General features: G+C 71.4%; 23 protein-coding genes and 1 pseudogene. 4 read left to right on the top strand and 20 right to left on the bottom strand.

From position 1 onward, the window contains the following. Window positions 1-25: 25 nt before the first annotated feature. On the top strand, window positions 26-892 hold the full coding sequence (locus tag FHS08_RS12060; RefSeq protein WP_167039273.1) for a fumarylacetoacetate hydrolase family protein: 867 nt from the start codon (window positions 26-28) through the stop codon (window positions 890-892). A gap of 159 nt (window positions 893-1,051) precedes the next feature. Here FHS08_RS12060 and FHS08_RS12055 read toward each other — a convergent pair whose 3' ends face one another. The 5 genes and pseudogenes from FHS08_RS12055 to FHS08_RS12035 all read right to left on the bottom strand — a co-directional run. Further along, complete coding sequence (locus FHS08_RS12055) at window positions 1,052-1,600, bottom strand: DUF4190 domain-containing protein (protein ID WP_167039271.1); 549 nt, start codon at window positions 1,598-1,600, stop codon at window positions 1,052-1,054. Window positions 1,601-1,682: 82 nt separating this feature from the next. Continuing rightward, window positions 1,683-3,149: an aspartate ammonia-lyase gene (locus FHS08_RS12050; RefSeq protein ID WP_167039269.1), complete on the bottom strand. Its 1,467-nt coding sequence runs from the start codon at window positions 3,147-3,149 to the stop codon at window positions 1,683-1,685. A 135-nt stretch (window positions 3,150-3,284) separates the two neighbouring features. Further along, on the bottom strand, window positions 3,285-4,199 hold the full coding sequence (locus FHS08_RS12045) for a phosphodiesterase (protein ID WP_167039267.1): 915 nt from the start codon (window positions 4,197-4,199) through the stop codon (window positions 3,285-3,287). Window positions 4,200-4,305: 106 nt separating this feature from the next. Then, complete coding sequence (locus tag FHS08_RS12040; RefSeq protein ID WP_167039265.1) at window positions 4,306-4,638, bottom strand: peptidase; 333 nt, start codon at window positions 4,636-4,638, stop codon at window positions 4,306-4,308. 461 nt (window positions 4,639-5,099) lie between these two features. Then, a pseudogene (locus FHS08_RS12035) lies at window positions 5,100-6,293 on the bottom strand (inorganic phosphate transporter); the annotation flags it as partial. Between the two features lie 197 nt (window positions 6,294-6,490). Between FHS08_RS12035 and FHS08_RS12030 the strand changes: the two are divergent. Continuing rightward, window positions 6,491-8,632 (top strand): S9 family peptidase, encoded by a 2,142-nt coding sequence (locus FHS08_RS12030; protein ID WP_341800394.1) that lies wholly within the window; start codon window positions 6,491-6,493, stop codon window positions 8,630-8,632. 124 nt (window positions 8,633-8,756) lie between these two features. Here the strand turns inward: FHS08_RS12030 and FHS08_RS12025 are convergent, their stop codons facing one another. The 5 genes from FHS08_RS12025 to coaBC all read right to left on the bottom strand — a co-directional run bounded on the left by FHS08_RS12025 (window position 8,757) and on the right by coaBC (window position 15,214). After that, entirely contained in the window at window positions 8,757-9,785 is a 1,029-nt protein-coding gene (locus FHS08_RS12025) for a 6-phosphofructokinase (RefSeq protein WP_167039263.1), read from the bottom strand. Between the two features lie 100 nt (window positions 9,786-9,885). Then, complete coding sequence (locus FHS08_RS12020) at window positions 9,886-12,045, bottom strand: DEAD/DEAH box helicase (RefSeq protein ID WP_167039261.1); 2,160 nt, start codon at window positions 12,043-12,045, stop codon at window positions 9,886-9,888. Between the two features lie 244 nt (window positions 12,046-12,289). Beyond that, a complete protein-coding gene (locus FHS08_RS12015) occupies window positions 12,290-12,949 on the bottom strand; it encodes a hypothetical protein (protein ID WP_167034306.1) in 660 nt (219 codons plus the stop codon). 34 nt (window positions 12,950-12,983) lie between these two features. Continuing rightward, window positions 12,984-13,883: a glycerophosphodiester phosphodiesterase gene (locus FHS08_RS12010; protein WP_167039259.1), complete on the bottom strand. Its 900-nt coding sequence runs from the start codon at window positions 13,881-13,883 to the stop codon at window positions 12,984-12,986. A 113-nt stretch (window positions 13,884-13,996) separates the two neighbouring features. Beyond that, a complete protein-coding gene (coaBC, locus tag FHS08_RS12005) occupies window positions 13,997-15,214 on the bottom strand; it encodes a bifunctional phosphopantothenoylcysteine decarboxylase/phosphopantothenate--cysteine ligase CoaBC (protein WP_167039257.1) in 1,218 nt (405 codons plus the stop codon). A 44-nt stretch (window positions 15,215-15,258) separates the two neighbouring features. On the opposite strand from coaBC, the gene FHS08_RS12000 reads away from it, so the two are divergent. Further along, window positions 15,259-15,975 (top strand): NRDE family protein, encoded by a 717-nt coding sequence (locus tag FHS08_RS12000; RefSeq protein WP_167039255.1) that lies wholly within the window; start codon window positions 15,259-15,261, stop codon window positions 15,973-15,975. A 48-nt stretch (window positions 15,976-16,023) separates the two neighbouring features. After that, window positions 16,024-16,737 carry a deoxyribose-phosphate aldolase gene (deoC, locus tag FHS08_RS11995; protein ID WP_167039253.1) on the top strand — a complete coding sequence of 238 codons (714 nt, stop codon included), beginning with the start codon at window positions 16,024-16,026 and terminating at the stop codon, window positions 16,735-16,737. Window positions 16,738-16,849: 112 nt separating this feature from the next. Here the strand turns inward: deoC (FHS08_RS11995) and FHS08_RS11990 are convergent, their stop codons facing one another. The 10 genes from FHS08_RS11990 to FHS08_RS11945 all read right to left on the bottom strand — a co-directional run bounded on the left by FHS08_RS11990 (window position 16,850) and on the right by FHS08_RS11945 (window position 25,308). Then, window positions 16,850-17,713 (bottom strand): aldehyde dehydrogenase family protein, encoded by an 864-nt coding sequence (locus FHS08_RS11990; protein WP_167039251.1) that lies wholly within the window; start codon window positions 17,711-17,713, stop codon window positions 16,850-16,852. Next, the gene (locus tag FHS08_RS11985; RefSeq protein WP_167039249.1) at window positions 17,710-19,152 is read right to left on the bottom strand and encodes an aldehyde dehydrogenase family protein; all 1,443 of its coding nucleotides are present in this window, start codon (window positions 19,150-19,152) and stop codon (window positions 17,710-17,712) included. Before FHS08_RS11985 ends, FHS08_RS11990 begins: the two co-directional genes overlap by 4 nt. A gap of 19 nt (window positions 19,153-19,171) precedes the next feature. Next, window positions 19,172-20,179 (bottom strand): deoxyribose-phosphate aldolase, encoded by a 1,008-nt coding sequence (deoC, locus tag FHS08_RS11980; protein WP_167039247.1) that lies wholly within the window; start codon window positions 20,177-20,179, stop codon window positions 19,172-19,174. Between the two features lie 32 nt (window positions 20,180-20,211). Then, complete coding sequence (locus FHS08_RS11975) at window positions 20,212-20,952, bottom strand: hypothetical protein (RefSeq protein WP_167039245.1); 741 nt, start codon at window positions 20,950-20,952, stop codon at window positions 20,212-20,214. After that, window positions 20,949-21,905 carry a bifunctional riboflavin kinase/FAD synthetase gene (locus FHS08_RS11970; protein WP_167039242.1) on the bottom strand — a complete coding sequence of 319 codons (957 nt, stop codon included), beginning with the start codon at window positions 21,903-21,905 and terminating at the stop codon, window positions 20,949-20,951. Before FHS08_RS11970 ends, FHS08_RS11975 begins: the two co-directional genes overlap by 4 nt. Next, window positions 21,902-22,327 carry a hypothetical protein gene (locus FHS08_RS11965; protein ID WP_170283290.1) on the bottom strand — a complete coding sequence of 142 codons (426 nt, stop codon included), beginning with the start codon at window positions 22,325-22,327 and terminating at the stop codon, window positions 21,902-21,904. Before FHS08_RS11965 ends, FHS08_RS11970 begins: the two co-directional genes overlap by 4 nt. Window positions 22,328-22,401: 74 nt before the next feature. After that, window positions 22,402-22,770 carry a hypothetical protein gene (locus FHS08_RS11960; protein ID WP_167039238.1) on the bottom strand — a complete coding sequence of 123 codons (369 nt, stop codon included), beginning with the start codon at window positions 22,768-22,770 and terminating at the stop codon, window positions 22,402-22,404. After that, a complete protein-coding gene (truB, locus tag FHS08_RS11955; protein WP_167039236.1) occupies window positions 22,767-23,660 on the bottom strand; it encodes a tRNA pseudouridine(55) synthase TruB in 894 nt (297 codons plus the stop codon). Before truB ends, FHS08_RS11960 begins: the two co-directional genes overlap by 4 nt. After that, the gene (locus FHS08_RS11950) at window positions 23,660-24,346 is read right to left on the bottom strand and encodes a nucleoside/nucleotide kinase family protein (RefSeq protein ID WP_167039234.1); all 687 of its coding nucleotides are present in this window, start codon (window positions 24,344-24,346) and stop codon (window positions 23,660-23,662) included. The genes truB and FHS08_RS11950 overlap by 1 nt, the downstream gene beginning before the upstream one ends. A 119-nt stretch (window positions 24,347-24,465) precedes the next feature. Further along, window positions 24,466-25,308, bottom strand: coding sequence for an endonuclease domain-containing protein (locus FHS08_RS11945; RefSeq protein WP_167039232.1), 843 nt, complete (start codon window positions 25,306-25,308; stop codon window positions 24,466-24,468). Between the last annotated feature and the right edge of the window lie 227 nt (window positions 25,309-25,535).

Raw genomic sequence — 25,535 nt, 5'->3', positions numbered from 1 at the left:
CGAGACGGACGACTAGCCTGGACAGATGCGCTTCGCCCACGTGATCCCGCCCGGGGCGGACGAGCCCAGGCTGGCAGTGGTCGAGAACGAGGAGGCCATCCTCGTCGAGTCGCTCTTCCCGGGAGCGCCGCGGTTCCTGGAGGAGCTCATCGCAGGGGGCGACGATCTGCTCGCCCGCGTGCGGGCGGCACCGCGGGGCGGGGGGCCGCGGCATCCGCTCCCGGAGGTGCGGTTCGCGTCCGTCGTCCTGACACCGCCCGCCATTCTCGCGATCGGGCTCAACTACGCGGCGCACTCGAGCGAGCTCGGCCTCAAGACCGACTCCACGCCGACCGTGTTCGGGCTGTGGCCGAACTCCCTGACCGGCCACGAGGGGACGACGACGTGGCGGCGCTCGCTGAGCGAGGCGATCGACTACGAGGCCGAGCTGGGCGTCATCATCGGAACGCCCGCGAAGGACGTCGCCGTGGAGGACGCGCTGAGGCACGTGTGGGGCTATACGGTCGTCAACGACATCACGGCGCGCGACATCCAGTACTCGGAGGCCCAGTGGTCGCGGTGCAAGTCGTTCGACGGCTTCACCCCGACGGGTCCCTTCGTCGTGACGGCGGACGAGATCCCCGACCCTCAGCAGCTGCACATCTGGACGATCCTGGACGGGCACCTGCTGCAGGACGCGTCGACGGCGCAGATGGTGCGGTCGGTCGCGACCCTCATCTCGCAGGTGTCGCGGTCGGCGACGCTGCTCCCGGGCACCCTCATCTCGACGGGGAGCCCCGGAGGCGCGGGCTATTCGCGCGACCCGCAGATCTTCCTGCGCGACCGTTCGACCGTGACCGTCGGGATCGACGGGATCGGCGCGCTCACGACGCACTGTCGCATCATCGGCTGAGCCGCGGAGCCGACCGTGCACGGGGTCGGGTGAGCACGGGTCGGCTGAGCACGAGTCGACCGTGCACCGGGGTCGGCTGAGCAGCGCGTCGGCCGAGCATGTGCCCGCGCGCATGTGAACGGCGGCGGCGCGCAGGAGCGCGGCCGCCGCCGTGGAGGGCTACCGGCGCGGGCTCTCGATCTGATCGCACGGCACCAGCTGACCCCAGATCTCCACGAACCCCGATCCGCCGGGACCGCAGTTCACGACGACCTCGTTGGCGAGGTTGCCGAAGTAGCTCAGGAGCACGATGCCGATGATGATGCCGACCACCATGAGCACGGAGCTGATGATGATCGCCGCGAGCGCGAAGCCGTTCTTGGCGCCCGCCTTGCGGCTCTGCACGAGGGCGATGATGCCGAGGATCAGCGCGATGAGCTGCGCGAAGAACGACAGGATGAACGCGACGATGCCCATCGTCCGGCCGGGCACGGTGGGCTGCACGGGCGCGCCGTACGGCGCGGGCGGTGCGGCGGCATACGGCTGCTGGGCACCGTAGCCGTAGCCGGGGGCCTGGGCGCCGTAGGCGGGAGGCTGCGCCCCGTACGCGGGGGGCTGACCGCCGTAGGCGGGGGGCTGCGCAGCCGGGTCGTACGCGGGCGGCACCTCGGCGGGGGGCGGCGTGTACGCGGGCGGCTGCTGCGCGTCGGGGTTCTGCGGATCGGTCACGGGAAGTCCTCTCGTCGGCCTGTGCTCGAACGCTACCCGCACCCGGACATGCGAGGCAAACGCCGTGCGATCGGCAGACGCCTCACTTGCCCGGGACGACGTTCTCCGCCGGTCGGACGACGGGGATCGCGGCGGTCACCGCCTCGAGCCCTGACAGGCGAGCCGGCGAGAGCTGCTTCGCGACCTCGTCGCGCGACATGAGCCCCGCGTCGACCACGAGGTCCGCGACGCTGTGGCCCGTCAGCAGCGCGGTCTTGGCGAGGGCCGCGGCCGCCGCGTAGCCGATGAAGGGCGTGAGCGCCGTGATGACGCCGACGCTCGATCCGACCATCGCGCCGAGCCGCTCGCGGTTCGCCGTGATGCCGTCGACGCAGTTGACGCGCAGCGTCCGCATCGCACGGCGCATCCAGGTGATCGACTGGAAGATCGAGTGTGCGATCACGGGCTCGAACGCGTTGAGCTGCAGCTGGCCGCCCTCGACGGCCATCGTCACGGTGAGGTCGGCGCCGGCGACGGCGAACGCGACCTGGTTGACGACCTCGGGGATGACGGGGTTGACCTTTCCGGGCATGATGCTCGAGCCCGCCTGGCGCGCTGGCAGGTTGATCTCGCCGAGCCCCGCCTGCGGACCGGACGACAGCAGGCGCAGGTCGTTGCAGATCTTCGAGAGCTTGATCGCGTTGCGCTTGAGCGACGAGGAGAACGACATGAACGATCCCGTGTCGCTCGTGGACTCGACCAGGTCCTCCGCGGTCGCCAGGTCCAGCCCCGAGATCTCACGCAGGTGCCGCAGCACGGCCGACGCGTAGGCGGCGTGCGTCGTGATGCCCGTGCCGATCGCCGTGGCCCCCATGTTGATCTCGTACAGCAGCGCGGCGTTCTCGCTCAGGCGCTGATGGTCGTAGCCGAGCGTCGTGGCGAAGCCGTGGAACTCCTGCCCGAGCGTCATGGGGACGGCATCCTGCAGCTGCGTCCGCCCGATCTTGAGGACGTCGTGGAACTCCACCGCCTTCGTGAGGAACGAGTGCCGGAGCAGGTCGAGCTCTTCGAGGAGCGTGCGCAGGTCGAGTCCGAGCCCGATCTTGACCGCCGTCGGGTAGACGTCGTTCGTCGACTGGCTGCGGTTCGTGTCGTCGATCGGCGACAGGAACGCGTAGTCGCCCTTGTCCCGGCCGGCGAGCTCGAGCGCGATGTTGGTGATGACCTCGTTCGCGTTCATGTTGGTCGAGGTCCCGGCCCCGCCCTGGATGACGCCCACGACGAACTGGTCGTGGAAGCGCCCGTCGATGACCAGCTGCGCGGCGCGGTCGATGAGATCCGCCTTGTGCGCGCTCAGGACGCCGATCTCCCTGTTCGCGCGCGCGGAGGCCTGCTTGACCATCGCGAGGGCACGCACGAGGTCTGCGTAGACGGAGATCGGGCGGCGCGAGACCGGGAAGTTCTCCAGCGCTCTCGCGGTGTGGATCCCCCAGTACGCGTCGGCGGGGATCTCCATGGATCCCAGGGAGTCGGTCTCGATCCGGGTGCGCGTCGTCGCGTCCTCAGCCATGGTGTGCAGTCCTCGTGGGTCGTTCACGGCGGTGTGAAAGGGATGTCTCGAGCCTAGTCACGCCGCCCCGCACGGCCCATGTACACGGCGTACATCGCGCTCGTCGGCCCTCGCCGCCATGGCGCGACCGAGGTGTCAGCGCTTGCGCGAGAACGACAGCAGCCGCTCCTCGGGGGTCAGCCTCGCCATCCGGTCGACCCACTCCTGCGTGAAGAAGCCGCCCGTGTCGACCTCGACGACGGGGACGACCGAGTGCGTGATCGTGTCGTCGTACACGTGCACGAGGTGGAAGGACTGACCCGCGTCCATGCCGTTGACCGCGGCGGCCGGCCGCGCGAGGTTCATCGTGTAGCACGTGGCCGCCGCGACGTTGACGGGGACGCCGGCGAACGTGCCGCTGGTCGAGTAGTGCAGATGACCCGCCAGGACGCCTCGCACGTCGGTGCCTGCGATGGCATCGGCCAGCCGCCCCTGGTCGCGCAGCTCGAGGATGTCGAACAGCGGGATGTGGCTCGGCAGCGGCGGATGATGCAGAGCCAGGAGCGTCCCGAGCGGCGCGGGCGCCGAGAGCAGGTCGCGCAGCCAGGCGAGCTGCCCTTCGTCGAGGTCTCCGTGGTGCCAGCCGGGCACGCTCGAGTCCAGCGCGATCAGCCGCAGTCCGCCGAGGTCCCAGACGCCCGTCACGGGCTCCTCCGTCGGCGCGAGGCCCAGCAGGTCGCGGCGCAGCGCCGGGCGCTCGTCATGGTTTCCCGCGCACCAGACGACGGGTGCGCCGAGCCGAGCCGCGACGGGGTCCACGGCATCCTTCAGCGCCCGATAGGCGTCCGGCTCGCCGAGATCGGTGAGGTCGCCCGTGAAGACGATGGCATGGGGGCGGATGCCGAGACCCTCGACGGCTTCGAGGGTCCGCGCGAGATTCGCCGCCGTGTCGTACCGGCCGCCGAGCGGTGGATTGCCCGCGAGCAGGTGCGTATCGCTCAGGTGGACGATGGTCCGCCGGGCGGGGGCGTGCCGGCCGAACTGCACAGGTGACGAGGATGCGGCATCCATGCGCTCAGCCTAGAGCCGCGGCATCCGTCCTCCTCGCCGGCCTGCCCGCGGTCTCGGGCGCGGCCGGCCTGCCCGCGGTCTCGGGCGCGAGGGGGTTCCGGCGGCGTCAGTGGATGACGATGAGGTACAGCCCGCCGAGCACGGCGAGCGTGCACACGCCGAACGCGGCGTAGGCGCCGGTGAGCGAGAGGCGCTTCTGGCCGGCCGTCAGCGGACTCTTCTTCGCGGCCTTCGCCGAGGCCTTGGCCGCACGCCGCGCCTCCTTGTCGGAGATGACCGTGATCGCGTCGGTGAACGCCGCCGGCGTGACGACGGGCGAACGGCCCGCGCGCACGAGAAGCCTGAGGCCCAGCGCATAGAAGGCGACCACGAGCGACGCGCCGATGATCGCGGCGACGAAGACCTGGACGAAGGCATCCCACTCGATGACGACGTTCACTTCGACGTCCCCTTCTCGGATGCCGCACGCGCGGCATCCGCCTTCGTGGCGGAGTCGGGCGTCTGCCCCGCGCGCTTGGCCGTCGCCTTCGGATCGGCGGGTCTGCCGGAGGCCGTCGCCCTGCGCGTCTGCGCGCCCACGTCGACGAGCGAGAGGGCCGAAGTGGTGGCCTCGACGGCGCGCTTGGCCCGCGCCGCGACGACCGCCTTCTCGTCGGCGTCGCGCTGCGCCTCGGCCGCGCGCGCGTCGGCCGAGCGGACCTTCGCGTCGGCCTTGGCCTTCGCCGCCGCCGTCCGCTTCGCATCGCCTGGAGCGCCGGTGTCGGCCGCGCGGCGGGCGTGCTCGGCCGCGCGCTTGGCCTCGTCGGCGCGCTTCTGGTCGGCACGTGCCCTGGCCTGCGCCTTGGAATGCGCGTCGGCGGCCCTGCGCGCCGCGGCCTCCGCGCGGCGGCGCTCCTGCTCACGCGCGAGCCGGCTCTGGCGGCGGGTCGGCGGGGGGTTCTCCGTGACGTTGACGGCCAGGCCCGAGTCTGCGACCTCGCTCATCGCGTTGTGGGCCGAGACCGCGTTGCGGCGGGAGCGCACGAAGATCGCCGCGACGATGCCGACAGCCAGGACGGCGTCGATCAGGATCCCCCACGTGCCGAGCCACACCACCAGCAGGGCCGCGAGCGCCCCCACCCCGCCCGCAGCGGGAAGAGTCAGCACCCATCCGACCGCGATGCGGCCGACCGTGCGCCAGCGCACCGTCGACCCACGGCGGCCCAGACCCGAGCCGATGACCGATCCCGAGGCGACCTGCGTCGTCGACAGGGCGAACCCGAAGAAGCTCGAGGCGAGGATCGTCGATGCCGTCGAGGTCTCGGCGGAGAACCCCTGTGCGGGCTTGACGTCGGTGAGACCCTTGCCGAGCGTGCGGATGATGCGCCAGCCGCCCGTGTAGGTGCCCAGCGCGATCGTGATGGCGCAGGCGAGCACGACCCACAGCTGCGGGTCCGCCTGCGCCGAGCTCTGCCAGCCCGCCATGATGAGCGCGAGCGTGATGACACCCATCGTCTTCTGCGCATCGTTCGTGCCGTGGGCGAGCGCGACGAGCGACGACGTGAAGATCTGGCCGAAGCGGAAGCCGTCGCGGCCGTCCGGCCTGCCGTCGTATCTGCGCGTCACGGCGTAGGCGACCTTCGTGACGACGAAGGCGATGACTCCCGCCGTGAACGGGGCGATGAGGGCAGGCAGCACGACCCGGCTGAGGACGACGCCGAAGTCGATCGCCGCGGCGCTCGCGCCCACGATCGTGGCCCCGATGAGCCCGCCGAACAGTGCGTGCGACGAGCTCGACGGCAGTCCGAGCAGCCACGTCAGCATGTTCCACGTGATCGCGCCGATGAGCCCGGCGAAGATGATCGGCAGGAACGCCACGGGCTGGATCCGGTCTTCCTGGATGATCCCGTGCGAGATCGTCTTCGACACCTCGGTCGACAGGAACGCGCCGATGAGGTTCAGCCCGGCCGCCAGCAGGACCGCGACCTTGGGCTTGAGGGCACCCGTCGCGATGGGCGTCGCCATCGCGTTGGCGGTGTCATGGAACCCGTTCGTGAAGTCGAAGAACAGCGCCAGTGCGATGACCAGCACGACGATCAGGGCTGCGGTTTCCACCGTTCGCTTTCCGTGATGGGGTGAGGGAGAGGTGCCGAGAGATCGGCGTTGCGAACGAACAGTTCACCGAGGATTCATGCTCCGGCAACCCGGCCACGACAAATCCTCGCATACCAGATGGGGATCCCGTAATCCACCTGTCGCGCAATCGAGGCCGCAGCGGAGGCCCCTGCGCGGAGGGCGACTAGCGTGGAGCCGTGACCGATCGCTCCGCCGCCGCCGCGGCATCCGTCCCTCCGGAAATCCTCCCTCCCGTCGCCGACCGTCGCCCCGTCGTGAGGGCCCATCACGGCGACGACGTCACGGATCCCTACGAGTGGTTCCGCGCGAAGGAGGATGCCGCGGTCATCGCGCATCTCGAGGCCGAGAACGCCTACACGGAGGCGCGGACGGCCCACCTCGCGGGGCTGCGCGACGAGATCTTCGGCGAGATCAAGGGCCGCACGCTCGAGACCGACCTCTCGGTGCCCACGCGACGCGGCCAGTGGTGGTACTACGGGCGCACCGTCGAGGGCAAGCAGTACGGCATCCAGTGCCGGGCGCCCCTCGCGTCTGCCGACGACTGGACTCCGCCCGTGCTCTCCCCCGACGTCGAGGTGCCCGGCGAGCAGGTGCTGCTCGACGGCAACGTCGAAGCCGAAGGCCACGAGTTCTTCTCGCTCGGCAGCTTCGAGGTGTCCAACGACGGCACGAGGATGCTCTACGGCGTCGACGTCGCCGGCGACGAACGGTACACCGTGCGCGTGCGCGACCTCGTGTCGGGCGAGCAGCTCGCGGACGAGATCCCCGGCACAGGGGCCGGGGCGACGTTCTCGCCCGACGGCCGGTTCATCGTCTACCCGACGGTCGACGAGGCGTGGCGTCCCGACACCGTGTGGCTGCACGAGCTGGGCACGCCCGTCGCCGACGACGTCACGCTGTTCCACGAGCCCGACGAACGGTACTGGGTGGGCGCGGGCTTCACGCGCAGCGACCGGTACCTCGTGATCGGCCTCGGGTCGTCGATCACGTCCGAGGAGTGGCTCATCGACGCCGACGACCTGCGCAGGGAGCCTCGCGTCGTGTGGCCGCGGCGCGAAGGCGTCGAGTACGAGTCGGAGCACGCCGTCGTCGACGGCGAGGACGTCCTGTACCTCCTGCACAACGACGGCGCCCTCGACTTCGAGCTCGTGCGGGTGGCGGCATCCGACCCTGCGGGCGACCGCACCGTCGTGATCCCCCACCGCGCAGGCGAGCGGCTCCTCGGCGTGTCGACGTTTCGCGACTGGGGCGTCGTCGCCTATCGGCGCGGCGGCCTCGCACGGCTCGGGATGCTGGACTACGCGACGCACGACGTGCGCGAGATCGGCTTCGACGAGCCCCTCTACTCGGTGGGCACCGCGGGCAACCCCGAATGGGCGCCCCCGCTGCTGCGGCTGGGCTACGGCTCGTTCGTGACCCCGAGCACGGTCTACGACTACGACGTCGCGTCAGGGGAGCTCCTGCTGCGCAAGCGCCAGCCGGTGCTCGGCGGCTACGATCCCGACGACTATGCGCAGGCCCGCGTGTGGGCGACGGCGCATGACGGCACGCAGCTGCCCATCTCGCTCGTGTGGAAGCGCTCGTTCGGCGACGCGGGAGCCGCGCCCCGGCCGCTGCACCTGTACGGGTACGGCTCGTACGAGCACTCGATCGAGCCCGGCTTCTCGGTGCCTCGGCTGTCGGAGCTCGACCGCGGCGTCGTGTTCGCCGTCGCCCACGTCCGCGGCGGCGGCGAGCTCGGCCGTCAGTGGTACGAGGACGGCAAGCTGCTCAGCAAGCGCAACACCTTCACCGATTTCGTCGACAGCGCGCTGCACCTCGTCGACCGCGGATACACGAGCGCCGACCGCATGGTCGCAGAAGGCGGCTCGGCAGGCGGGCTCCTCATGGGAGCCGTCGCGAACCTCGCGCCCGAGCTGTTCGCCGGCATCCTCGCGGACGTGCCGTTCGTCGACGCTCTCACGACGATCCTCGACCCCTCGCTCCCCCTCACCGTCATCGAATGGGACGAGTGGGGCGACCCCCTGCACGACGCCGACGTGTACGCGTACATGAAGTCGTACTCGCCCTACGAGAACGTGCGGGAGGATGTCGCCTACCCGCGGATCCTCGCCGTGACCTCGCTCAACGACACGCGCGTGCTCTACGTCGAACCCGCCAAGTGGGTCGCTCGGCTGCGCGAGGTGGGCGCCGACGCGCTGCTCAAGTGCGAGATGGTCGCGGGCCACGGCGGCGTGAGCGGGCGGTACAACGCGTGGCGCGAGCGGGCGTTCGAGCTCGCGTGGCTCCTCGACGTCCTCGGCGTCGCCGACGCCTGATCCTCGCGAGGCGCGGCTCTCGACCGCGTGCTGATGCGCGGCTACGAGCGATGGGGCGCCTGGGGGACGACATGCGACACGCGCCACCCCTGAGTGCTCCCACGCCGCCGCGGCGGACGATGCGCTACCCGAACAGCGCTGCGGCCTCGTCGTAGCGGTACTGCGGGACCGTGTTGAGCTCGCCGAGCGCCTCGGCGAAGGGGACGCGCACGATGTCGGTGCCCTTCAGCGACACCATCTGACCCCACGCCCCGTCGACGACCGCATCGGCCGCGTGCAGGCCGAGCCGGGTCGCCAGGACGCGGTCGAACGCGGAAGGCGAACCGCCGCGCTGGATGTGGCCGAGCACCGTGGCGCGTGTCTCGATCCCCGTGATGCGCTCGATCTCGGGGGCGAGGACCTCGCCGATACCGCCCAGGCGCGGACGGTTGAAGGCGTCGAGGCCCTTGTCGCTGTACGCCTCGTCCATCCCCGTGACGGTGAACCCCTCGGACACGACGACGAGGGGCGCCCGGCCCCGGTCGAAGGCCTTCGTCACCTGCGACGCGATCTCCTCGATCGACAGGGGCACTTCGGGGATGCAGATGACGTGCGCGCCTGCCGCGATGCCGGCGTGCAGAGCGATCCAGCCGACGTGCCGGCCCATGACCTCGGCGACCATGCACCGCTGGTGCGAGTCGCCCGTCGTGCGCAGGCGGTCCATCGCCTCCGTGGCGATGTTGACGGCCGTGTCGAAACCGAACGAGTAGTCGGTCGCGCGCAGGTCGTTGTCGATCGTCTTCGGCACCCCGAGGACGTTGATGCCGTCGTTCTGGAGGCGATTGGCCGCCGCGAGGGTGCCCTCTCCGCCGATCGCGATGATCCCGTCGATGCGGTGCCCGTAGAGCGTCTTGGCGATGTTCTCGGCGCCGCCGCGGGGGCCCTCGTAGGGGTTCGTGCGGCTCGTGCCGAGGATGGTGCCGCCGACCTTCGACAAGCCCTTCACCTCGTGCCTGGTCAAGGGGAAGAAGTCGGCGTCGACGACACCTCGCCAGCCGTCGCGGATGCCGACGAACTCCAGGTTGTAGTTCGTCGTCCCCTTGAGGACGACTCCGCGGATGACCGCGTTGAGCCCGGGGCAGTCGCCGCCGCTCGTCAGGATGCCGATCTTCATTGTGTGGTCCTTGCTGTCGGTTCAGGGGTCCGGCGACGGTGCCTTCTCAGACACTATCGCCGGATGCCGCCCACCTGCCACACGCGATGGGCGGCGCGTCCTAGTCGGCGCCGAGCGCCTGCCGGAGCACGTGCATGAGCGCCGACAGCTGCACGGAATCGCTCGACTGCGGGTCGACCGCTTCGCCGTCGAGCGCCCTGGCCGCGAGGCCCTGCTTCGAGTCGATGAGCTCCGCGATCTTCGTGTCGATCGTGTGCGCCGCGATGATGCGCCACGCCGTCACGGGCTCGTCCTGGCCGATGCGGTGCACGCGGTCGATCGCCTGCGTCTGCTCGGCGGCGGTCCACGAGAGCTCCGCGAGCACGACGTTCGACGCGGCCTGCATGTTCAGACCGACGCCCGCCGCCGTGAGCGAGCACACGGCGATCCCGACCCCGGGATCGTTGTTGAACGAGTCGATCGCGAGCTGACGCGCCGGAGAGGTCTGGTCGCCCCGGATCGAGACGGTCCGAAGGCCCGCAGCCGCGAAGTGCGCCTCGGCCTGATCCATGACGTCGATGTGCTTCGCGAAGAAGACGACCTTGTCGACAGAGCGCTGCAGCTGCACGGCGTAGTCCGCCGCGAGCAGGGCCTTCGCCTGGCCGATCTTGCGCACCATCGTGAAGACGTTCTCGGCACCCGTCCCGGCCGCCTTGGACTCTTCGAGCTCGTTCTGCGCGACGAGCCGGACGATGTCGGCATCCACTTCGCCAGGCGCGAGTCCGCGATCGCCCCTCGCCTCGACGATGCGCCGGTAGCGCGCCGCGAGGCGCTCGCCGAGCTCGCGCTCGGCCTGCCGGATCGAGCGGCCGAACTCGTCGTCGAGCTCGACGGGGAGATCCGCGATGAGCTTGTCGGGAAGGTCGGCGGCGACATCCTTCTTCTTGCGCCGCACGATGCCCATCGAGATGACGGCGTCGCGCGCCTCGGGGTAGAAGGCCTTGTCGGCGGGGGTCAGGCCCGACTCGTCGAGGCGCTCCATGAGGAGCGGACCGGGCTTCTCGCCGTTCGTCCAGCCCAGGAAGCGCCAGATCGCATCGAAGTCCTCGACGTCGTTGATGAGCGGCGTGCCCGTGAGCGCGAGCAGCAGCGGGTCGCGCACCTGCTCCCTGATGCGGGCGGCGAGCGCCAGGACGTTCTGCGAGCGCTGCGACGACAGGTTCTTGATGAAGTGCGCCTCGTCGACGACCATGCCCTTGAGCCCGAGCGCCCCGAGCCACGCCAGGTGGCGGTCGAGGATCTCGTAGTTGACGATGAAGACGTCCGCGAAGGCGTCGATGTCTTCGCCGTCGCCCGTGATGACGGTCGCGCGGCGCTGCGGCGTCCAGCGCTCGACCTCACGCGCCCAGTTCATCTTGACGACGTTGGGGACGACCGCGAGGAGCGGATAGGCGCCGGCGACGGATGCCGCGAGCACCGACTCCGCGGTCTTGCCCAGGCCCGGCTCGTCGGCGAGCAGGAACGTGCGATGGCCGGCGCGCACGGACTCGAGGAACCGAGACTGGTGCGGCATGATCTCCAGGCCCTTGGGCGAGAGCCGGTCGAACTCGGGCACCGGCGGCAGCTCCATCGTGGCCGCGCCTCCGCCTGCGCCCGTCTCGAACGCCTTGTAGAGCGGGCCCATGAGCTCCCACCCGTCCAGGCGCCGGCGCGGCGTCTGGATCGGGGCGCGCAGGCTCAGATCCGGCGCGAGGAACGGGTTCGACTCGCGGCGCGCCTCGACCTGCGGCGGGACCACCTGGCGCTCGGCGAGCGCGGCGGGCACGACGGGCGTCTGGACGGGAGCGACGTCCGTGATGATGAGCTCGTCGGGCGCGAGCTCTGCACCGGACTCGAGGAGCCAGTCGCGCCGCATGCGCCTGGCGACGGGCGAGGCGGCCTGGTCGACCTCGAGCAGCTGGATGAGGGACGTGTCGCGCGCCGCCGTCTTGGCGAGGATCGTGGCCACGCCGTCGAGGCGCTTGAGCAGCTCGGCCCGCGCGGCATCCGCGATCGTCGTGTCGGCCTTCACCCGTGCGCGCTCTTCGCGCACGAGGAACGCGATCACCTGGAACTTGACGCGATTGGTCGGACCGAGCTTGCCGCGCTGCGCCTTCGCCTCGACCTCGCGCACCTTGCGGGCGAGGATAGGGATGATGGGCGCTTCGTCGTCGCGGCGGGCGGACGACGGGCGACGGCGCCGCTGTGCGGTGCGGTGAGCGGTGGATGCCGTGGGCGGCATGCTCCTCCTGAGCGTAGGTGCCGGATGGTCCGGCGATGACCGGTCGGAACCGGCGAGGACGGGCTTCCGCGGGCGGCGTGTGTCGTGTGACGGGGTGCCGTCGCTGACGCGGAGCAGGACTCCTGCCTCCTCCGGTCGCGGGCACTCGCTTCTGCGAGCTGCGACATCGGGGGCGGAGTTGCGGTGTCAGTCTAGCGGCATCCGCTGGCCGAAGGCCGGGAACACGCGAGCGGCACCTGCGACGTCACTGCCAGAGCGTCGCCACGATGTCGTCGGTGTACCCCTCGGGGAATGACTGGATCCACGCCGTCGAGACCCACCCGTTGCCCCGGAAGTAGTGGGACTCGCCGAGCGCGACCTCGTTGTCGTCGAGGTCGATCGTGTTGCGCTGCAGGTCGCACATCGTTCCGTCGTCGACGGAGTCGCAGATGAAGCCGACGGACTGGAGCGACACGATGAGCTCTTGCGCCCTGTCCTGCTCGATGAGCGAGACGTTGGTCGCGAGGCCCGACTCGCTGGGGGTCCCCCACGAGCAGCGGATCGTCGGGATGCCGGACGTGAGCAGCTCGAGGGCCTCGACGATCTGCGACGAGTTCATCGTCACGCCGGGGTCGTTGAGCGGCGGGAGCTGAGCCTCGAGGGTGTCGCGCATCGCCGGGGAGTAGATCGACTCGCACGAGGTCGGAAGGGCGATGTCGTCGGGCCCGAGGACGGTGGGCTCGGGAGTGGGCCCCGGATCGGTCGGGGTCAGCGTCGGCGTCGGCGTCGACACGGACGAGGGCGTCGAGGTGGGCGAGGCCGCAGGCTCGGGGCGGCACGCGCTGAGCGCGAGCGTCGCGAGTCCGACGGCCATCAGCGCTCCGAGGACACGCCGGGCGCGCGCGCGGTGCGTGACGTCTGACACGGGAGCCTCCGTGGGTCGTGGTGCTCTCCCGACCTTACCCGTTGCCTGCCGCGCTCTCCTGCCACCGCGACAGCGTGCCGGGATCATCCGTCACGATGCCGTCGACGCCGAGCGTGGTCACCTGCCCCCACTGCCTGTCGGTGTTGAGGGTGTACACGACGACCCGCATCCCCGCGTCGTGCAGCTCGTCGACGACCTCGGGGCGATCGAGGACGGCGCGCCGGTCGACGACGATCCCGCGCGCGCCCGCCTCGCGGACCGCCGCGACGACGTCGTCGGGCAGAGTGTGCAGGATGACGAGGCGCGGAACCTGCTCGGTGGTCTCGCGGACGAGCGCGAGCGTGCGCGCGTCGAAGCTCGAGACGAGGATGCGCCTGTCGAGGTCTCGCGCCTCGACCTCCGCGATGGCGTGTGCGACGGCCTCGGCATCCCAGCGTCCCTTGAGCTCGACGAGCGCGCGTCCCTCCGAGGCCGCGAGCACGTCGAGGAACTCCGTCAGCGTCGGAACGCGGGTGCCCGCGTACGCCGGCGCGAACCACGCGCCCGCGTCGAGTGCGCGCACCTGGTCGAGCGTGAGGCCGCGCACGGCGCCGTGCCCGTCGGTCGTCCGATCGACCGTCGCATCGTGCATGAGCACGGGATGCCGGTCGGCCGTGAGCGCGATATCGACCTCGACGTAGTCGAAGCCGCCCGCGAGGGCCGCCGAGATCGCGGGAAGCGTGTTCTCTGGCGCCGTCGCGCCTCCGCCTCGGTGGCTCGCGATGAAGGCGCGCTCCCCCGGCGTCCGCGCGTCGCCCATGAGCTCGGTCGCGCTCACCCGCGCGGGCGTCGTGCCCAGCAGTGCGATCACGACGCTCGCTACGGCGAGCACGCACACGACCAGCAGCGCCTGGATCCGGTCGCTCCCGCGAGCGGACGGAGCTTCGTCGGGCATCGGGCATGTCCTCCGTGGTACCTCACGTCATCGTCGACGTGGCGACCACTCTACATGCGCCGTTACCTTTTCGTTACCACCTGTCCACCCGGATGAGCGCGGCACCGAGGACGTCAGCGCACACGGATGCCGAGGACGGCATCCCACAGGGCGTCGGCGACCTCGCGCTTGCTGCCGCGAGGCTCGGCGACGACCTCGCCCGACCGAGCCAGGACGACGAGGGCGTTCTCGTCGGCCTCGAAGCCCGACGTCCACCCCACCTCGTTGACGGCGAGCAGGTCCACACCCTTGCGCGCGGCCTTGCGTCGCCCGCGGTCGAGCAGCGTCTCGTCCTCCCCCGGCGTCTCGGCCGCGAAGCCGACGACCGTCTGGCCCGCGCGGCGGGATGCCACCAGGCCCGCGAGGATGTCGGCGTTCTCGACGAGCTCGAGCGTGATCCCGGGCCCGCCCGCCGACTCCTTCGCGAGCTTGCGCTCCGCGACGTGCGACACGCGGTAGTCGGCCACCGCCGCCGCCATCACGACGACGTCCGCGGCGGCGGCGGCATCCGTCACCGCCTCCGCGAGCTCCGCGGCCGTCCCCGCGCGCCGCACCGCGATGCGGGGGTGCGCGCAGGCCTCGGCCAGCACGCCGTCGTCGACGTGCGCCGCGACGAGCACGACGTCTGCTCCCCGATCGGCGGCCGCCAGCGCCACCGCGACGCCCTGCTTGCCGCTCGAGCGGTTGCCGATGAACCGCACGGGATCGATCGGCTCGCGCGTGCCCCCCGCGCTCACGACGACGTCGAGGCCCGCGAGGTCCCGGCGCCGCCCGGCGATCGCGAGCGCCGCCGCGTGGATCGTCTCGGGTTCGGACATCCGCCCCGGTCCGCTGTCGCCGCCGGTGAGCGCTCCGTCGTCGGGGCCGACGACGTGCACGCCGCGTGCGCGCAGCAGAGCCACGTTGTGCGCCGTCGCCGGATGCCGCCACATCTCGGTGTGCATCGCAGGGGCCACGACGACCGGTGCCGTCGTGGCAAGTAGGGTTGTTCCCAGCAGATCGCCCGCGAGTCCCGCGGCCATCTTCGCCAGAGTGTTCGCCGTCGCCGGCGCCACGACGACGAGGTCGGCCGCCTGCCCGAGCGCGACGTGACGCACCTTCGCGACGTCGTCGTGCACGGAGGTCGTCACGGGGTTGCGGCTGATGGCCTCCCACGTGGGGATGCCCACGAACCGCAGCGCGTCCTCGGTGGGGACGACGTGGACATCGTGCCCCTCCACGACGAACAGCCGGACCAGCTGCACCGACTTGTAGGCGGCGATACCGCCCGAGACACCCACCACGACGAACACGACTCCGATACTCCCACGCCCGACCCCCGGAAAGCCCGACCAGCATGTGCACCGTCATCATCCGCGTCCCCGTCGACTCCGACGAGGCGGTCCGCGTCCTCGCCGTCCGCGATGAGGACCCTGCGCGCACGTGGCAGCCGCTCGGACCGTCGTGGCCCGAGCGCCACCCGGGCGTCATCGGCGTGCGCGACGGCCGCGCGGGCGGCGCATGGCTCGCGGCGGCCCCCTCCGACGGCCGCCTCTCGGTGCTTCTCAATCGCGCCGACGTCTCGACGCGCCCCGAGTCCGAGCTCGTCTCGCGCGGCGGCATCGTGCTCGCCTCCGTCGGAGGGTCGTCCCCGCAGGGCCACCCCCCGACGCACGGGTTCAACCTCGTCGAGGTCGAGGGATCCTCGGCGCGGGTCGTGACGTGGGACGGCTCGTCCCTGCGCACGACGCAGCTCGAGCCCGGCACGCACATGATCGCGCACGAGGACGTCGACGACCCGGCGACCGCGCGCATCGCGCGCTGGCTGCCCGTGTTCCGCGACACTCCGCTCCCCGACGGCGGGACCTGGTGGACGCCGTGGCTCGACGTCCTCGCGCGCTCGTCGGAGCTTCCCGCCGACGACGAGCAGGCGATCATCCGCGACAACCGCCCGCTCGGCTATCCCACGCTGTCGCTGCTCCTGTGCGCGGCCGAGGTCTCGCGCGGCGATGCCGCCGTCCACTACGGCGAGCTGCGCACCCCGGGCGAGTGGAACTCGCTCGAGCTCGCGTAAGCCCGCCGCAGCCCCGACGCTCCGTCCGTGCGGTTCTAGGCTGGGCACATGACCTACTCCGAAGCCGAGATCGCCGCGACGATCGACCACGCGATCCTCAAGCCCAAGCTGACGAGGAGCGAGGTGGATGCCGAGCTCGACGTCGCCGTGCAGTGGAAGGTCTTCAGCGTGTGCGTGCGCCCCTCCGACATCCCCTACGTCGCCGAGCGCCTCGCCGGGACGGGGGTCGCCGTCGGGACCGTCATCGGGTTCCCGCACGGCACGACCTCGACGGCCGCGAAGGTCGCCGAGGTCCGCCAGGCCCTGGCCGACGGCGCCGTCGAGCTCGACATGGTGCTCAACATCGGGTGGCTCCGGTCGGGGTTCGACGACGCCGTCGAAGCCGACATCCGGGCGGTCGTCGCGGCCGCCGACGGACACGTCGTGAAGGTCATCTTCGAGACGTCGTACCTCGACGCCGACGAGATCGTCCGAGCCTGCCGCGCGACCGAGGCCGCGGGCGCCGACTTCGTCAAGACGTCGACGGGGTTCGGCGGCGGCGGCGCGACGCTCGAAGACGTGCGCCTCATGCGCGCGAGCGTCGGACCCGACGTGCAGGTCAAGTCGTCGGGCGGCGTGCGCAGCCTCGAGCGCGCCGTCGCGATGCTCGACGCCGGCTGCACGCGGCTCGGAACGAGCGCGACCGCGACGATCCTCGGCGAGGCGCGCGCGATCGCCGAGGGGCGGAGCGCGACCGGCGCCGTCGACGACACGTCGTACTGAGCCCCCGCCTGCGTGCCGGACGATCAGCCGACGAGAGCCTCCGACGCGGTGTCTTCCTGATCAGATGTGCACGCTCGCTCCGCGGGCGTAGAGACGGTTCTCGCGGCGCGCCTCAGAGCAGGCTCTTGGGATGCCAGACGGTCTTCACCTCGGTGAAGGCCGCGATGCGGCGGATGCTCGGAGCCGCGGCATCCGGACCCTGCTCGGGCGGGAGGACGCGGGTGAGCGTCTCGGCCGCCGCGATCTGGAGCGAGACCCAGTCGATCCCACCCGCGCCGACGAGGTCGAGCGCATGCACGTCGGGGTGCGACGCGAGCCACGGCGCGATCTCCGCCGGTGATCCCGTGAGAACGTTGACGACGCCGGGCGGCACGTCGGAGGTGGCGAGCACCTCGGCGAGGCTGACGGCGCACAGGGGATACGCCTGAGACGCGACGACGACGACGCCGTTGCCGGTCACGAGCGCGGGCGCGATCGACGAGACGAGGCCCACGAGCGCCGAGTCCTGGGGCGCGACGATGCCGACGACCCCCGTCGGCTCGGGCACCGAGATGTTGAAGTACGGCCCCGCGACGGGGTTGCCGTTGCCCGCGACCTGCCCGAACTTGTCGCACCACCCCGCGTACCAGACCCAGCGGTCGATCGCCTCGTCGACCTCCGCGCCCGCGACGGATGCCGAGGCCCCGGTCTGGCGCGAGATCTCGTCCGCGAACTGCGCGCGGCGCCCCTCGAGGATCTCCGCGACGCGGTACAGCACCTGGCCGCGGTTGTACGCGGTGGCACCCGACCATCCCTCGAGGGCGGACTCCGCGGCGGCCACGGCATCCCTCGCGTCCTTGCGCGACGCGAGCGCCGCGTTCGCGAGGAACTCGCCGTCCGCCGAGACGATCTCGTATGTGCGCCCGGACTCGGACCGCGGGAACCTTCCTCCGATGTAGAGCTTGTACGTCTTCGGCACCGCAAGTCGTCCGCTCACTTCGCGCCTCCTTCGAGGTAGGCGAGCAGGCCGTGGCGGCCGCCCTCGCGTCCGTAGCCCGACTCCTTGTAGCCGCCGAACGGGCTCGACGGGTCGAATCGGTTGAACGTGTTCGCCCAGACGACCCCGGCGCGCAGCCGGTCGGCAACGGCGAGGATGCGGCTGCCCTTCTCGGTCCAGATGCCCGCGGAGAGCCCGTACGGCGTGTTGTTCGCCTTCGCGATCGCCTCCTCTGGGGTGCGGAACGTCAGCACCGACAGGACGGGCCCGAAGATCTCGTCGCGCGCGATACGGTGGCTCGACTGCACGTTCGTGAAGATCGTCGGGGCGAACCAGAAGCCCTTGTCGGGGATGACGCAGTCCGCCGTCCAGCGCTCCGCGCCCTCCTCCTCGCCGATGCGGCTGAGCTCGCGCACGCGCTTCAGCTGCTCGAGCGAGTTGATCGCCCCGATGTCGGTGTTCTTGTCGAGCGGATCGCCCAGCCGCAGCGTCGACAGACGCGCCTTCAGCCGCTCGACGACCTCGTCGTGCACCGACTCCTGCACGACGAGCCGGCTGCCGGCGCAGCACACCTGTCCCTGGTTGAAGAAGATGCCCGTCACGATGCCGTCGACCGCCTGGTCGATGGGGGCGTCGTCGAAGATGATGTTGGCCGCCTTGCCGCCGAGCTCGAGCGTCACCTTCTTGCCGGTGCCCGCGACGGCCTTCGCGATCTCGCGGCCGACCGCCGTCGAGCCCGTGAACGCCACCTTGTCGACATCCGGATGCCGCACGAGGGCCGCGCCCGTCGCCCCTGCACCCGTCACGATGTTGACGACGCCGGCCGGGAGGCCCGCCTGCTGCAGGATCTCGGCGAACAGGAGGGCCGTGAGCGGGGTCGTCTCGGCGGGCTTGAGCACGACCGTGTTGCCCGCCGCGAGCGCCGGTGCGATCTTCCACGCGAGCATGAGCAGCGGGAAGTTCCACGGGATGACCTGGCCGGCGACGCCGAGCGCGCGTGGGTTCGGCCCGAGGCCCGCGTGGTCGAGCTTGTCGGCCCAGCCCGCGTAGTAGAAGAACCACGCGGCCACCAGAGGCACGTCGACGTCGCGGCTCTCCTTGATGGGCTTGCCGTTGTCGAGGCTCTCGGCGACCGCGAGCTCGCGAGAGCGCTCCTGGACGAGCCGTGCGATGCGGAACAGATACTTGCCGCGGTCTCGACCGCTCAGCTTCGACCACGTCTTCTCGTACGCGCGCCGCGCCGCCGCCACGGCGGCGTCGACATCCGCCGGCGAGGCCGACGCGACGGTCGCGATGTGCGACTCGTCGGCGGGCGAGATCGTCGCGAAGGCCTCGCCCGTGCCCGGGCGGAAGTCGCCGTCGATGAACAGGCCGTACTCGTCTCTCAGCGTCAGGACCGACCGCGACTCGGGGGCGGGCGCGTACTCGAGGAAAGTCATGGATTGCTCCCGGTCCGGATCAGTCGATCGTCACGTAGTCGGCGCCCGTGTAGTGGCCCGTCTGAAGTCGCGTGCGCTGTCGCAGCACGTCGTTGAGCAGGCTCGACGCGCCGAAGCGGAAAAGGTGCGGCTGCAGCCACTCCTCCCCCGCGATCTCGGCGACCGTCACGAGGTACCTGATCGCGTCCTTCGACGTGCGGATGCCGCCCGCGGGCTTCACGCCGATCCTCTCGCCGGTCGCGCGGTGCCAGTCGCGCACGACTTCGAGCATGAGCAGGGTCGTCGGCAGCGTCGCCGCAGGCTGCACCTTGCCCGTCGACGTCTTGATGAAGTCGGCGCCGGCGAGGATCGCGAGCCAGGACGCGCGCTTGATGTTGTCGTACGTCGCGAGCTCGCCCGTCTCGAGGATGACCTTCAGCGCCGCGGACGTGCCGTCGGACCGGACGCACGCCCGCTTGACCCGGGCGATCTGATCGAAGACCAGGCCGTATCGACCGGCGAGGAAGGCGCCGCGGTCGATCACCATGTCGATCTCGTCCGCTCCGTCGGCGACCGCCTGCGACGTGTCGGCGAGCTTGACGTCGAGCGACGCACGTCCGCTGGGGAACGCCGTCGCGACGGCGGCGACGCTCACGCCGCCTTCGTCGGGGTCGCCGTGCGCTGCGCCGAGCGCCTCGATCGCGTGCGGCACCATGTCGCCGTAGACGCAGACCGCCGCGACGCGCGGACACGTGGGGTCCGCGGCATCCGGGTTCAGCGCCTTCGCGACGAGCGAGCGCACCTTTCCCGGCGTGTCTGCGCCCTCGAGGGTCGTGAGGTCGATGAGCCCGACGATCCGCTCGAGCGCCCACGCCTTCGACGTCGTCTTGATCGAGCGCGTGCCCAGATCGGCGGCGCGCTGCTCGAGCCCCGTCGCGTCGACGCCGGAGAGCCCGTGGAGGTACCGGCGCAGCGTCGTGTCGTCCGGCTCGCCTCCGAGGAGCTGGACGGCTCTGTCCTGCAGCCTCGTGAGTTGCGTGGAGGTCATGCTCCGATCGTAGGACGGGCCGCGCGCGCGATCTACGGAACGGGCTCGGGCGGCGCGGCGACGGTGGCGTCGGCCAGGACGGGCGCGACGAGCTCCTCCACCGTCATGCCGCGACGGGAGGCCTCCGCCGCAAGTCGCGCGGCGAGCTCCCGGCTCAGTCCGCCGCCGGGGCGCCCGTCGGGCAGCAGGAGCGACAGCACGGGCACGACGACGGCGCCCAGCGCGGTGAGGATCGCCACGATGCCGTAGACCCGCTGGAAGATCTGCCACTCGATGGAGCGAGCCCAGATCGCCCAGATCGTGAGCCCCAGGAGGATCGCGATGAGCGCGAGCGTCGTGGCCAGGCCGATGCGCACGGTGCCGCGCCGCCGGTCCCCGAGAAGCAGCAGCAGCGACGCGAGCGCGAACGCCGCGCTCGCCGCGACGCCGGTCCACATGACGCGGAAGACGGGATCCCACGCGGCCGAGCGGAGGGCCTCATCCCAGATGACCCACACGACGAGGGCCGCCGTCAGCACCGAGACGACGACGCCCGCGAGACCAACGGACTGTCCGCGCCTGCCCAGGAGCGCCGCACAGCACAGCACGGCGATGCTGAACGAGCCCACGACCGACGTCGTGCCGAGCACCCTTCCCGCCAGCACGCCGAGCTCCGCGCCGAGCAGGACGACGATGCCGAGCACGGCCGCGAGTCCGAACGAGACGACGATGACGGCGACGAGCGCCCGCCGCAGCGCCGTGACGCGGCGATGCAAGGGCAGGCCGGTCATCATGGCAAGAGACTACGCACCTGCGCGACGTCGCGCTCCATCTGGCCGACGAGCGCGTCGACGCCCTCGAACGCGACCATCCCGCGCACGCGCGCGACGAACTGCACCTCGACGCGGTGCCCGTACAGGTCGAGATCCGTCTCGTCGAGCACGTATGCCTCGACCTGGCGCTGCTCCACGTCGTCGAAGGTCGGGTTCGTGCCGACGCTGATGGCCGCGGGGTACCGGATGCCGGGCCGCAGCCCGTCGGACGATCCCTCGTCGATGAGCCAGCCCGCGTACACGCCGTCGGCGGGGATGAAGCCCTCGAGCTCCGTCGAGAGGTTGGCTGTCGGGAAGCCCAGCTCGCGGCCACGTCGGAGGCCGTGCACGACCTCGCCCCACACCGAGTGCGCGCGCCCGAGGAGCTTGCCCGCCGTGGCGACGTCGCCCTCGCCGAGGAGCTCGCGGATCCACGTCGACGACACGCGCCGGTCGGCGTCGATCGAGCGCACGTCGTCGACGACGTCGACGCGGAAGCCGAGCTCGTCGCCCAGTTCGCGCAGCACGTCCGGGTTGCCCGAGCCGCCGCGGCCGAAGCGGAAGTCGCCGCCGACGAGGACCGTCCGGGCGCCGAGCGCCGCGACCAGGATGCGCTCGACGAACTCGCGCGGCGTGAGGCTCGCGAGCGCCTCGTCGAAGCGCAGCAGGAGTGTCGCGTCGATGCCCGTCTCGGCCAGCAGCTGGATCTTCTGCGTCGCTCCGATGAGGCTCGCAGGGCACAGCTCCGGGCGCAGCAGCGCGAGCGGGTTGCGGTCGAACGTGACGGCGACGACCTTCGCGCCGGCCGCGGCATCCACCCGCGCGCGCTCGAGCAGGACGCGATGGCCCGCGTGGACGCCGTCGAACTTGCCGATCGCGACGACCGACGGACCGAAGTCGGCGGGCACGTCCGCGGGGTCGCGGAAGACGATCATTGCGCCACCGTGCGTGCGGCGGCGTCCTCCGACGAGGTCGTGGAGGTCGGCGGGTGCGTGACGAGCCACCAGAGGCCGAGGAAGGGCAGCACGAGCGGGATGAAGACGTAGCCGATGCCGAAGAACGACCACACGGTCGCCTCGGGGAACAGCTCGGGCCGGATGAGGCTCAGCGTGCCGATCGTGAGCACGCCGACGAGCTCGAAGCTGATCGTGATCCAGGCGATCCGGTACCACGCGCGTGAGCCGGCGAAGACGAGCGCGAGCGTCGCGATGATGTAGACGACCGCCGACACGGCGGAGAGTGTGAAGGCGAGCGGCGCGTGGTCGAATCGCTCGACGATCTGCACGAACGACCGCCCCGTCGCGCCGAGCGCGAGGATGGCGTAGACGATGACGAGGACGCGGCCGATGCCGGTCATCCGGCGGGGACGGGATTGTGTAGAGGACATCTCGCAACAATCCTACGGCGCCGGATGCCGCCCCCCGGCGGTCGTCAGGCGACCTGGATCGTCCAGATCACCTGCATGCGCCAGACCATGACGGCGACGGCGAGCGCGCCCACGCCCATGACGACGGTGCTCCATCGGCTGCGCTCGAGCAGCGCCCACACGACGGCCGCCGGGGGCAGCAGCGCCGCCGAGACGAGATACACCCAGAACTCGAGGATCGACCCCGTCGGAGGGTTGCCCGCCAGCGGGGCGACGATCGCGACGACGATCTGGACGACGAGCAGCACCTCGACGAGCGCGAGCGATCCGACCGTCAGGTCGCTGGGCCGACGACCCGCGAGGCCGAGCACGAGGGCCAGCAGCCCGGCGGCGACGGCGATCACGACCTGGGCGATCGTGAACCACAGGATCATCGGGATGCCTCCGCGGGCATGTTCATGGCGCTCTTGACGTCGGCGCCGCGCTTCTCGACGATCCCCACGAGCACGCCGTCGGGGCCGATCGCCGCCGCCGGATGCGACGGGAGGCGCACGGCCGCCCCGGCGAGGCGCTTGCCGTGGCGGAGGTCGCGCGCCTCGTCGGCCGTGACCTCGAACCGGCCGAGGACGGCCGAGGCCGCTGCGGCGGGGTCGAGGCCTCGTGCCGCGTCGAGCGCGTCGACGGTCCCCGCGTCCTCGACGACGAACGGCCCGATGCGTGTGCGGCGCAGCGCCGTGAGGTGCCCGCCGACGCCGAGGGCCGCGCCGAGGTCGCGCGCGAGGGCCCGGATGTAGGTGCCGCTCGAGCAGTCCACGACGACGTCGAGGTCGATCGTCGGCCCGTCTCGGCGCTGGGCGACGACGTCGAGGCGCGTGACCTCGACCTCGCGGGCCGCGAGCTCGACCTCCTCGCCCGCCCTCGCCAGGTCGTACGCCCTCCTGCCGCCGACCTTGATCGCCGACACGCTGCTCGGAACCTGCGAGATCCGGCCCCGCAGGGGCTGCAGCGCGGTCTCGATCGCGTCGGAGGCGAGGGACGAGGCATCCGTCTGCCGCGTCACCTGCCCGTCGGCGTCGTCCGAGTCCGTCGCGACGCCGAGGCGGATCGTGGCCTCGTACGTCTTGTCGAGGCCCACGATGAAGGTCAGCAGACGCGTCGCGCCCTCGACGCCGAGCACCAGCAGACCCGTCGCCATGGGGTCGAGCGTGCCGGCGTGGCCGATCTTCCGCGTTCCGAACGCGCGGCGCGCGCGGGCGACGACGTCGTGGCTCGTCATTCCGCCGGGCTTGTCCACGAGGAGCACCGCGGGTGCGACGCCTGCCATCAGCAGAAATCCTGGAAGACGCGGGCAGGGTGCGCGGGGTCGGTGTTGTCGACGATGGCGGATGCCGCGACCCGCGGCTTCGCCTCGCGCTCGTAGAGGTCGAAGCCGACGCGGTACCGGGCGTTGGACTCGGCCAGGAAGTCCGGATCGCCCCCGTCGCGGGCCGCCATCCGGAGGAAGGCGACGTCGATCGGGACGTCGAGCCACAGCGACCAGTTCCACAGCCCGCGAAGCTCCGGGCGGTGCAGGAAGATCCCCTCGACGACGAGGACGGCATCCTCGGGCGCCGTCACCCAGCGGGACTCGACGGGGGTGTCGCGCTCGACGTCGAACGCGGCGAGCTGGAAGCCCGTCGTGGCGGCGGTCTGGTATCCCTCGCGGAAGGGGTCGATCAGGACGCGCCGGAACGTCGCATAGTCGTACGAGTCGCGGTAGAACCCCTCAGGGCTGGTGCGACCGCGCGCGTACCGCTCGGCGCGCGGACGGTGGAAGCCGTCGATGCCGGCGTGGAAGACCGCCGACCCGTCCTCGGCGAGCACCTGCGCGAGCGTCTCGGCGAACGTCGACTTGCCGGCGCCGTCCCTGCCGTCGACCGCGACGATGATGCGGCCGCCCCGATAGTGCTGCCGGATCTCGGCTCGCAGCTCGCGCAGGAGCGTCGTGACGGGAGTCGTGGGCAGGCGCATGGTTCCAGCCTACGGTTCGCGCGAGCGGCCGATCCGATCGAGAATCGGAGATCTGCCCGGCTGCGGACGGATGCCGCGGACCGGATCCGCCGTCCGGCAGATCTCCGAGCCCGGGAACGTCACGCCGCTCGGTGGAGGCCCTGCGCGACCGCGCGCATGATCGTGTCCTGCACCTCGTGCCAGCGGTGGATGACCTGCCCGTATCCGACCCGCACGACGTGGTATCCCATGAGCATCAGCTCAGCGTCGTGCGCGATGTCCTGTTCCCGCTGCGTGCCGACGTGCGTGCCGCCGTCGACCTGCAGCACGAGCCGATCGCCGATGAGGAAGTCGACTCTGCGGCCGCAGATCCAGGCCTGGGGCACGATGGGCAGCCTCATCCACCGCAGGCGCGGCACGACGCGGCTCTCGAGCCCCGAGTCCGACCACGGCGTCGCCTCATCGCTCACTGCGCGCGCGGCCGGGGCGAGGTCGAGTCGTCGCATCGCCTCCCGGGTCACGAGGCCCTTGTTCAGGGCCGACTCCCACACCGCGAGGGCCTCGTCGTGCGGCCGGCACGCCGCGATGAAGCCGAGCACGTTCTCTACGGGATCCACGAGCGCGTCGGGATGCCGCGGCAGCAGCGGAGCGCCCCAGTGGACCCGCGCGGTGCCGGTGCGCGGGTGACCGTGCGGGGACGCGCCGACGTGCGCGATCCTGTCGTCGAGGACCCACAGCCCGAGCCGACGCGCCTGCGTGACACACGTCACGACGACCCCGGCCCGAGCCGCCGCGACGACGTGACCGTCGGCACCGGGCACGGCGAGCCAGCTTCTCCCGACGCGCACGAGTCGCGCGTCGGCCACCGCGGCGGCCCGCTCGTGCTTCGAGAAGCCCGAAGCTGCGAGCGTGCGCGTGCGCATGACTCCCCCGCCGTCTCGTACGGCGGCCATGAGCCTCTCGTGATCGTTCGTCTTCGACATATAGGACACGATGACGCCGGTCCCGAGCATCCGGCCCCGCCGCCGGCCGCACGGTGGAGAGCCCGATGACCGGGCATGGTCGGGAGGAGCGCGCAGCGGCCCGCCTGGGCACCCGAGACCAGGGGATGGACCGAGATGCGGGCAGACCGAGACGCGGGGATGGACCGAGATGCGGGTAGACCGAGATTCGGAGATATGCCCAGACGCGGAGGCTTCCGGGGCTGGCG

This window comes from Microbacterium ulmi (assembly GCF_011759705.1).
GTDB classification, from domain to species: Bacteria; Actinomycetota; Actinomycetes; order Actinomycetales; family Microbacteriaceae; genus Microbacterium; species Microbacterium ulmi.
This window is presented reverse-complemented; position numbering and strand designations above follow the sequence as displayed.

Excerpts from the sequence above, each read along its gene's own strand:
- FHS08_RS12060 (WP_167039273.1), top strand. The coding sequence starts at position 26 with ATGCGCTTCGCCCACGTGATCCCGCCCGGGGCGGACGAGCCCAGGCTG.
- FHS08_RS12050 (WP_167039269.1), bottom strand. The coding sequence starts at position 3,149 with ATGGCTGAGGACGCGACGACGCGCACCCGGATCGAGACCGACTCCCTG.
- FHS08_RS12045 (WP_167039267.1), bottom strand. The coding sequence starts at position 4,199 with ATGGATGCCGCATCCTCGTCACCTGTGCAGTTCGGCCGGCACGCCCCC.
- FHS08_RS12025 (WP_167039263.1), bottom strand. The coding sequence starts at position 9,785 with ATGAAGATCGGCATCCTGACGAGCGGCGGCGACTGCCCCGGGCTCAAC.
- FHS08_RS12020 (WP_167039261.1), bottom strand. The coding sequence starts at position 12,045 with ATGCCGCCCACGGCATCCACCGCTCACCGCACCGCACAGCGGCGCCGT.
- FHS08_RS12010 (WP_167039259.1), bottom strand. The coding sequence starts at position 13,883 with ATGCCCGACGAAGCTCCGTCCGCTCGCGGGAGCGACCGGATCCAGGCG.
- FHS08_RS12000 (WP_167039255.1), top strand. The coding sequence starts at position 15,259 with ATGTGCACCGTCATCATCCGCGTCCCCGTCGACTCCGACGAGGCGGTC.
- deoC (WP_167039253.1), top strand. The coding sequence starts at position 16,024 with ATGACCTACTCCGAAGCCGAGATCGCCGCGACGATCGACCACGCGATC.
- FHS08_RS11985 (WP_167039249.1), bottom strand. The coding sequence starts at position 19,152 with ATGACTTTCCTCGAGTACGCGCCCGCCCCCGAGTCGCGGTCGGTCCTG.
- deoC (WP_167039247.1), bottom strand. The coding sequence starts at position 20,179 with ATGACCTCCACGCAACTCACGAGGCTGCAGGACAGAGCCGTCCAGCTC.
- FHS08_RS11975 (WP_167039245.1), bottom strand. The coding sequence starts at position 20,952 with ATGATGACCGGCCTGCCCTTGCATCGCCGCGTCACGGCGCTGCGGCGG.
- FHS08_RS11970 (WP_167039242.1), bottom strand. The coding sequence starts at position 21,905 with ATGATCGTCTTCCGCGACCCCGCGGACGTGCCCGCCGACTTCGGTCCG.
- FHS08_RS11965 (WP_170283290.1), bottom strand. The coding sequence starts at position 22,327 with ATGACCGGCATCGGCCGCGTCCTCGTCATCGTCTACGCCATCCTCGCG.
- FHS08_RS11960 (WP_167039238.1), bottom strand. The coding sequence starts at position 22,770 with ATGATCCTGTGGTTCACGATCGCCCAGGTCGTGATCGCCGTCGCCGCC.
- truB (WP_167039236.1), bottom strand. The coding sequence starts at position 23,660 with ATGGCAGGCGTCGCACCCGCGGTGCTCCTCGTGGACAAGCCCGGCGGA.
- FHS08_RS11950 (WP_167039234.1), bottom strand. The coding sequence starts at position 24,346 with ATGCGCCTGCCCACGACTCCCGTCACGACGCTCCTGCGCGAGCTGCGA.
- FHS08_RS11945 (WP_167039232.1), bottom strand. The coding sequence starts at position 25,308 with ATGTCGAAGACGAACGATCACGAGAGGCTCATGGCCGCCGTACGAGAC.